Below are 431 nucleotides of genomic sequence, written 5' to 3'. Positions count from 1 at the left end.
GCCGGGATCTTGATCTCGGTGCCGTCGGTGAGCTTGAAGGTCAACTCGCCATGGCTGGCCATCGGCATGCCGGCGGCGTTGGTCAGGGTCACGGTGTAGGTGACCGTGCCGCCTTCGGTGACGGTGGTTTTATCCACAGTCAGGGTGGCTTTCACCTCGGTGAGGGTGTCGCCGATGGTGACCTGGGCTTTATCGCCCAGCACCAGGTTCTCGAACGACTTGCCGTCGACGGTGGCCTTGCTGACACCGACTTCGATGATCTGACCATCTTTGTAGACGTCGTCGCCTTGGGCTTTCAGCTCATACGGCGTGCTGGTGGTGCCAGCCTTGATCACCACGGTATCGCCGTTGCTCAGGGTGACGGTCAAGTCTTGCTTGAGAACCTGATCGACCTTGACGGTGAACTTCGGTGCCGCGTTCTCCAGTACGTC

General features: G+C 60.1%; 1 protein-coding gene. It reads right to left on the bottom strand.

The window, feature by feature from the left end:
* Positions 1-431 (bottom strand): immunoglobulin-like domain-containing protein (locus tag H7995_RS28215; RefSeq protein ID WP_206684774.1); only part of this gene is annotated, 431 nt, incomplete at both ends.

The organism is Pseudomonas kielensis (genome assembly GCF_014236655.1).
Classification (GTDB): domain Bacteria; phylum Pseudomonadota; class Gammaproteobacteria; order Pseudomonadales; family Pseudomonadaceae; genus Aquipseudomonas; species Aquipseudomonas kielensis.
The sequence above is the reverse complement of the archived record's forward strand: the minus strand, read 5'-3'. Positions and strand labels throughout refer to the sequence as shown.